We start from the raw sequence: 7269 nt of genomic DNA, 5'->3' as shown, positions 1-7269 counted from the left end.
GAGATCGTCGCTTAAAACGCAAATACGAATGCCGAAAAAATCAGTCAGTAAGAAAAATTGAAATAATCTACGAGCAGAGCTGGAGTATTACGTTTTTCGCTTGAAATTTTCAGCGGGATGTTCAGGCCTGCATGGTTGAATTAAGAGGATCTAAAGCGCCAATGCTCCGGCCGCCACCGCCGCGTGAACTTCGGCAATCGTCGCCTCCTCAAGTGTGAACGTTCTTTCCGCGGCTGCTAAACCACCAGAAAATCCAATCGAGGATGTGACGCTGATAAGCAAGGGGGATAACCATCTATGGCGCATCTGTTGCCTCCTGTGTGCTGATTGTCTTCGTTTGCTTTCGCCGCGCGCTATGAACGCGAGCGTGGTTCCGGTTCCTTGAACTCGTCGATGGATCTGAAAGCTGCTGCAGATACTATTCGACGTCCACAATTTTGCGCAAATGGATATTTTCCCTAGGCCGGGCTCCTAATAGACTGACCGAATCCCGACAACGCCGGGAGCCCTATGTGCGCGATCGATCACCTTGGCAACATGTGAGTGAAAGGTCACATTTTCTGCTTGTGATCGTTCGGTAACAATGAGAGAATGTGATCGAACGGTGACATAAGGGTAGCCATGCAAATCCGCACAGCCAAAGACATTGGCGCATTGATCCGCGACCAACGGAAAAAGCAGAGGCTTGGCCAAGCCGAACTAGCCAAGAAGGTAGGCGTCAATCGACGCTGGGTTCTTGAGGTCGAGCGTGGCAAGCCGCGGGCGGAAATCGGCCTCATTCTCAAAACGCTCGACGCCCTCGGCCTTAGTTTGTCGGTCGAGAGTGGAGTTGCCGCGCGCCGACGAAGCGGCCGTGAGATCCAGTCCGTCGATATCGATGCCATCATCGAAAACGCAAAGAGGCCGAAACCGTGAGCGGCGAATTAGTTGTCCTACTTTCCGAGCGTGAAGTCGGCCGCGTGCGGCAGGACCACTCGCACGCGCCCTCGGGATGCCGGTCGCATCATCTACGGTTATGCGCTTCGGCGATCAGGTCGCTTTTGTGGTCGAGCGCTACGACCGTCGCGTCATCGATGACAGAATCGTTCGTATCCATCAGGAAGACATGTGTCAGGCTTTCGCGGTTCCACCCACCAAGAAATACGAAAATGAAGGCGGGCCGAGTGTCAGGCGAATAGTTGATTTCCTGCGAGAGAATTCCGGCGCCCCCAGAGAGGACCTCCAGACCTTCATCGACGCCGTCGCCTTTAACTGGCTGGTGGCTGGCACCGATGCGCACGCAAAGAACTATTCGATCCTGATCGGCGCAGGCGGTCGCGTCCGTCTCGCACCACTCTACGACCTGGCCAGCGTCCTACCTTACAGCGAATTCGACCCTTTGAAACTCAAGCTCGCGATGAAGCTGGTAGGCAAGTATCGGCTTCGGGATATAACTGCACGAAGCTGGGAGAAGCTCTCGGATGAACTCCATCTAGACAAGCAGGAAATCGCCCGGCGGGTCTCCGAGATGGCCGGCAGATTGCCACACGAGGCGCAGACCGTCCGAAAGCTGCTTAAAGAATCGGGGATCAAGCACAGGGTGTTGGATCGGCTGACCGATCGCCTCAGCGCCCACTCTGATAAGTGCGCGCGCATGTTCGCGCTATAATCGGCGGCGCCGAGCAGGCTCAACGAAATAGGGTCAAATCGACTTTTAGCTTCAAACGATTTCAACTTGTTCGAAGCATCGGTGCGAATCACCCACACACCTCGAGCTCGCCGTCTTTTTTGGTCGCCACACTGAAGTCTTCACCGGCATTGCCGCCGTGTATGGTCACCGATGCGAATAGCGATTGAAGCAGAGTTCCGTAGTGGCCCGCCTCGCGCGAGTGCTGGGTCGTAGCTAGTTTGGATATCTGATTCTTCCAGGCGGCGAATGCTTCACTGCCGGTGACGCCGCGATCGCCGAGATGCAGCGTGCGTCCCTCGCGCCAAACGACCGTCTCTGATGATGTCGAAAGCTCAGGCGAGATGATCGATTGAGTCAGCTTCACCAACTCATCGCGGATGCGCTCGCAGTCAACGCTCAGGGCTGTGGCATTGTGCTCGTCGTAAAACCGCTTTGGATTTAACTGGTACCGGATATATTCTCCGAGCGTATTGACTCGATGTTTGTAAGCGCCGATGTACTTGGCGAGCGGATGCTGCCAGCCGACAAACCTCAGGTAAGTGCCGGCCGTGAGCAACGCAACGAGGACAAGGACTGCGACTCGCCACGTTCGGGAAAACAGAAGGCTCGCCATAAAGCCACTTGCTGCTGCCACAGCGTCATGCGTCTAGAATTCAATCCCCAGCCCTTTCTCGCGCGCGAGTTTGAACACCTTCGTCGCCACCGCGACGTCGGCGATACCTTGACCGGCGTTGTTCTTGAATAAGGTAATCTGCTGCGCGCCGGTTCGGCCGGCAATTTTCCCGTTCAAGAGCGCCCCCAACTCTCCGACGCGCTCCCAGGTTAGAAATCCCGCTTGCACCGGATCATAAAGATCGCCCTGCTCGTCCTGGACCGCTTGTTCGAGGGAATTGACCACGATCACGTCGCTGCGGCGGATCGTGGTGTCGTCGAGCTCGCGCCGCTTCACTTGTGCGATGCCGGCTTTGACCAAGCCGACGTTGCCGCCCATGATTGAAGTCACATGGGTTCCCGGCGACAGCCAGGCGCCGTCAAACACCGCGACATTCGAGTTGGTCGCCGTCAGCACCACGTCGCAATCTTCCACCGCTTCTTTGGCGCTGGCCACCGGTTTTATCGTGCAGGGCACGAGTTTTTCCATCATGCGGCAAAATTCGTGGCGGGTTTTCTCGGTGCGGCAGAAGACTTTGACGGTCTCGAACTGGCGCACTTTAGAAAAAGCCAGCAAGTGATACTTCGCTTCGCTGCCGGCGCCGAGAATACCCAGGGTCTTGGCATCCTCGCGCGCCAGACAGCGCGTGCCCACTGCGCTGGTGGCCGAGGTGCGCATGGGCGTCGGCCGCTCGGCTTCGATTTCGGCGACACCGATGCGGCCAACAACGATCCCCATCAGCGAGGAATCTTTGGTGTCGAACAAGACGGTCACCGGCCCGCCCATGTTGTGATAGGTCTGCACTTCTTTTGACACCGCCACATGCTCGGCGTGCGCGAGCACACCGATGCCACCCAAGGCCGGCACGCCGCCGGGATGCACGCTCACGCGCACGCCGTCGGGTGTGGTGATGCGCCGGCGCGGCGCATTGAGCTCGGGGCTGCGGCCGAACTCGCTAAAGCCCGCTGCGACGGCGTCGATCGCCGCTTCCATCGTCAACAAACCGGTGACCTCTTCGGCGCGAACCAGAAATGGCATTCGTGATCTCCTTACGTCGGTACAAGTTGACAGTTACTATGAGAGAAACGGCGTTGACAAGCTAGTCCCGCGTGCATATCGTCGCAAAAAATTGCTGGGAGGCCCGATTCATGGCGTTTTGGAATTCGCTACCGTTGTTGGCTTTTCTGCTCGGCCTGGTTGTGCCGGCAAAGTTGTTGGCCCAAGCCATAGATATTGAAGCCGCCAAGAAAGAAGGCAAAGTCATTGTCTACGCCGCCGTGCCACCGCAAACTATGAAAGTCATCAACGAGCCGTTCGAGAAAAAATATGGCATCAAAGTCGAGTACTGGCGCGCCTCGGCGACTGGTATTTTAGAGCGCGCGTTGAATGAATGGCGCGTCGGCACGGCGCCCTTCGACGTCGTCGAAGGCAACAAAGGACCGCAGTATATTCTCAAGTCCGAAGGCATCTTCGCGAAGTTTCAGCCCCCCTCCGCCGCCAAGTATCCGAAACAGTTTCTCGAAGCCGATCAGCTGCTGACTCCCTGGCGCTTCAACCCGATCAGCATTCTCTACAACACGACGATGGTCAAAAAAGAGGAAGCGCCCAAGAGCCTGCAGGATCTACTGCTGCCGAAATGGAAAGGCAAAATCACCATCCCCGACCCGTCGCGCCACACGACAACCGCGCAATTTCTCAACGACTTAGACACCTACGAGGGCATCAAGTGGCGCGATTTCGCCAAGAGCTTGGCGCAACAGCAGCCGTTCTTTGTCGAGTCGTTCGCGCCCATCGTCAACACCGTGATCAAAGGCGAAGCGGCGCTTGGGCTGACTTACTTAAAATACGTCGGCCAGCACAAAGGGCCGATCGACTACGCTCGGCTCAACAAATATCTCGCCGACGTGAACTATCTAGGAGTGAACCGCAAAGCACCGCACAGCAACGCCGCGCGGCTCTATATTGAGTACATCTGTTCACTCGAAGGTCAGAAGGCGATGGCTGACATCGCCGAGTTTGTCCTCTACCCGCAAGTCGCGCCAGCGTTTGCGGGTGCCGATCAGGTGCCGCAACGCACAATTTTTATGGAAGAGCCAAGCGCCGAGGAGTTCAAACAGCTGCGCGAGGAGATGCGCCAGATCTTTGCCATCGGCAAGTAACCAACGTCCTGAAGAACTAACCACAAAACACCCAGCGCGGCAGCCGCAATCGAATCGGATAAGAGATTTGACCGCAAAAAGCGCAAAAGACGCAAAACTCGGAGAGGAAATTTTCACCACGAAGGCCACGAAGATCACGAAGCTAAGAGAAGAAGTATACGTTTTTCCGAACTTCGTGTCCTTCGTGCGCTTCGTGGTGAGATCGAAATTATTGTCCGCAACTAAGGTTTGCGCAAGCTGCGCAAATTCTCAACTATAGGTACGAAAAGCTACACTAGGCTCTAGAATTCGCCTTTGAAATAGCCGCGCTGGCCGCGCGCCTCTTCGACGCCGACTTCGATGCTGCGCAGCTTGGCGCCGTGAAACTTTTGCTTCACCTGGCGGCGGATTTGGTTGGCAACATGCTCGGCGAGCAGCTCGGTGCTGGTGTTGGCAAGCGGCAGGAGAATCACATCCTGCCTGGGTAAGATTATTTTTTGCTGCCGGTAGCGCACTTCGATTTCTTTGGGCCGTTTGCGCACCTGGATGATCGGGCTTTCGGTTTGAATCATCGTGCGATGGTCGAGCGAGTCGCAGATTTTTTTGACCATCGGCTTAAACGTAATAAAATCCAAAACCACGCCGGCACGATCGAGCTCGCCCTCGATTTTAACGCCCACTTGATAGTTGTGGCCGTGCAGCGGCTCGCGTTGGCCGTTGGCGAATATCAAAAAATGCGCCGAGGCGAAATTAAAATAATCCTTGGCAACTTCGATACTGAACGTGCGTGACATGGTTCGGACGTTACCCAAAAGCGCAAGCGCTTGCAATAAAATCAGCGTCAAGCCTTGAGCGTTAAGCTATTGATTGTGGCTTTCCTCTCAAAGTTTTTTTCTTTTCTGCTGAATTTGCTTGCAACTAGTGGACGAACACGCTAATTGAAGCGACCATATCGACAAGAACCCACGGACGAGCCAGTGCTCAGGAAGAGAGACAGACAGCCGAATCCCTCGATGAACAGTCTGCAAGCGATTATCGCATGGAACTCTTTCTATGATTTCCGCTGTCGTCCTTGCTGCGGACCGAGTTGAGCTCTCCGGTTCGCAACGCCTGCTGCAACCCGCGCGCGGCAAACCGCTGCTGCAATGGGTGTTGGAAAACGCCGTCAATTCCCACCTTGACGAAGTGATCTGCGTGGTGCGCGATCTGGCGCAGATTCGCCCGCACATAGCGCTGCACCATGACAAGCTATTCTGGCTAGTCGACTACGGTGCCGATCGCAGCAAGTCGCATTCGCTCATTGCCGGACTCTGGGCCGTCCATCCAGCCAGCGACGGTGTCATGTTCATGGGCGGCGAGCGAATAATAGACCTGCCGCTGATCGACACGCTGATCGAGCGTTTCCACAAAACCAACGGCTGGATTGTCGCGGCCGACTTCGCAGGATCTCACGAAAGACGCGGCCCGCGGCTGTTTCACCGCGAGCTATTTCCCGACCTGATTAAGCTCAAGGGCGATCAACAGGAAAGTATTTTGCTAGACAAATATCGTGACAATACCGAATCGGTAGAATGGAACGACGCGCTTTCATCCGCCGACCCCAAGCAGCAAGCGCCAACCGCAGCTTCAAAAGAATTGAATTAGTGATGCGCCTTATCGCCGCCGGCGCCACTGCCCACCGCGTCGGCGACCCGTTTGAAGCCGTCCCGCTCCATGAGCCGTAACAAGCCCCGATTGATCCGTTTAACAGTTCCTGGCCCCTCGTAAACCCAGCCCGTATAGATTTGCACTGCATTCGCACCCGCTTTGATTTTCTCCCAAGCGTCTTCGGCGTCAAAGATACCGCCAACACCGATGATGGGGAATTTTCCTTTCGTCTGCGAATAAATGTGGCGGATAAATTTCGTCACCAAATCGGTGATCGGCCGCCCGCTCAAACCGCCCGGCTCCGGACCATTGACCGATTTCAGTCCTTCGCGGTGAAACGCCGTGGCATTGGTCGCAACCACGCCGGTGAGCTTGGTGTCTGCGAGCACCTGAAGAATCTCATCGACTTGCGAATACTCCATGTCGGGGGCGATCTTCACAAACACCGCTTTGGGTGAGATTTTCGCCGCGCCGGCAAGCGTGTTATTCTTCTCCTGCACGGCGGTGAGCAAATCGCGCAGCAAAGTCTTTTCCTGCAAATCGCGCAGATTGGGGGTGTTGGGCGAGCTGACGTTGAGTGTGAAGAAATCGCCGTGCGCAAATAGCCTTTCAAAACACGAGAGAAAATCCGCCACCGCGTCTTTGGTCTCGACGATCTTGGTGCGGCCGATGTTCATGCCGAGCGGAATCTTCGGCCAGGCGCCGCGCGCCCGCAAGCGCCCCAGCTTGCCGGCGATCGCCCCAGCGCCTTCGTTGTTGAAGCCGAGCCGATTGATCAACGCCAAGTCTTCCGGCAGGCGATACAAACGCGGCTTGGGATTGCCCGGCTGCGCTTGCGCGGTAATCGCGCCGACTTCCATAAAGCCGAAACCAAAAGAAGCGATGGTCTTGGGTGCCAGGGCATTTTTGTCGAAGCCGCCGGCAAGTCCCACCGGATTGGCAAGTTTCAGCGGGCCGATTTGCACGTTTAACCGCGTGTCGTCGACGCGATAAATCAAATCCAGCGAATCAGAAAGCCCCTCGCAGCGACCGAGAATGCGCAGAATTTTTTCGTGACTCTCTTCGGGATCTTTGCTGAACAAATAAGGACGGATGATCGATTGATAAAAAAAAGACATGGCAACGATGTAGCCGAAATTTTCTCGCAGTTCCAGCTCTTGTCC

Annotated in this window: 8 protein-coding genes; 4 read left to right on the top strand and 4 right to left on the bottom strand. The window is 55.8% G+C overall.

The window, feature by feature from the left end; genetic code table 11:
- Nucleotides 1–621: 621 nt before the first annotated feature.
- Together FJ145_23655 and FJ145_23650 are read left to right on the top strand one after the other, a co-directional pair.
- Nucleotides 622–915 carry a helix-turn-helix transcriptional regulator gene (locus FJ145_23655; GenBank protein ID MBM4264408.1) on the top strand — a complete coding sequence of 98 codons (294 nt, stop codon included), beginning with the start codon at nt 622–624 and terminating at the stop codon, nt 913–915.
- A 76-nt stretch (nt 916–991) separates the two neighbouring features.
- Entirely contained in the window at nt 992–1648 is a 657-nt protein-coding gene (locus tag FJ145_23650) for a type II toxin-antitoxin system HipA family toxin (GenBank protein ID MBM4264407.1), read from the top strand.
- Nucleotides 1649–1736: 88 nt separating this feature from the next.
- Here the strand turns inward: FJ145_23650 and FJ145_23645 are convergent, their stop codons facing one another.
- Both FJ145_23645 and FJ145_23640 read right to left on the bottom strand, forming a co-directional pair.
- Complete coding sequence (locus FJ145_23645; protein MBM4264406.1) at nt 1737–2282, bottom strand: hypothetical protein; 546 nt, start codon at nt 2280–2282, stop codon at nt 1737–1739.
- Between the two features lie 33 nt (nt 2283–2315).
- On the bottom strand, nt 2316–3359 hold the full coding sequence (locus tag FJ145_23640) for an ornithine cyclodeaminase family protein (protein MBM4264405.1): 1044 nt from the start codon (nt 3357–3359) through the stop codon (nt 2316–2318).
- 110 nt (nt 3360–3469) lie between these two features.
- Between FJ145_23640 and FJ145_23635 the strand changes: the two genes are divergently transcribed.
- Nucleotides 3470–4480, top strand: coding sequence for an extracellular solute-binding protein (locus FJ145_23635; protein ID MBM4264404.1), 1011 nt, complete (start codon nt 3470–3472; stop codon nt 4478–4480).
- 281 nt (nt 4481–4761) lie between these two features.
- Here the strand turns inward: FJ145_23635 and FJ145_23630 are convergent, their stop codons facing one another.
- Complete coding sequence (locus tag FJ145_23630; GenBank protein MBM4264403.1) at nt 4762–5253, bottom strand: 6-pyruvoyl tetrahydrobiopterin synthase; 492 nt, start codon at nt 5251–5253, stop codon at nt 4762–4764.
- A gap of 259 nt (nt 5254–5512) precedes the next feature.
- Here FJ145_23630 and FJ145_23625 point away from each other — a divergent pair, with 259 nt between their 5' ends.
- On the top strand, nt 5513–6103 hold the full coding sequence (locus FJ145_23625) for a hypothetical protein (protein ID MBM4264402.1): 591 nt from the start codon (nt 5513–5515) through the stop codon (nt 6101–6103).
- Here FJ145_23625 and FJ145_23620 read toward each other — a convergent pair.
- On the bottom strand, nt 6100–7224 hold the full coding sequence (locus tag FJ145_23620; protein MBM4264401.1) for a quinone-dependent dihydroorotate dehydrogenase: 1125 nt from the start codon (nt 7222–7224) through the stop codon (nt 6100–6102). The two genes, FJ145_23625 and FJ145_23620, sit on opposite strands and share 4 nt — an antisense overlap.
- Nucleotides 7225–7269 lie beyond the last annotated feature (45 nt).

It is taken from the genome of Deltaproteobacteria bacterium (genome assembly GCA_016874755.1).
Taxonomy (GTDB): domain Bacteria; phylum Desulfobacterota; class Binatia; order UBA9968; family UBA9968; genus DP-20.
Note: the sequence above shows the minus strand (reverse complement) of the source record. Positions and strands in the feature narration are given on the sequence as shown.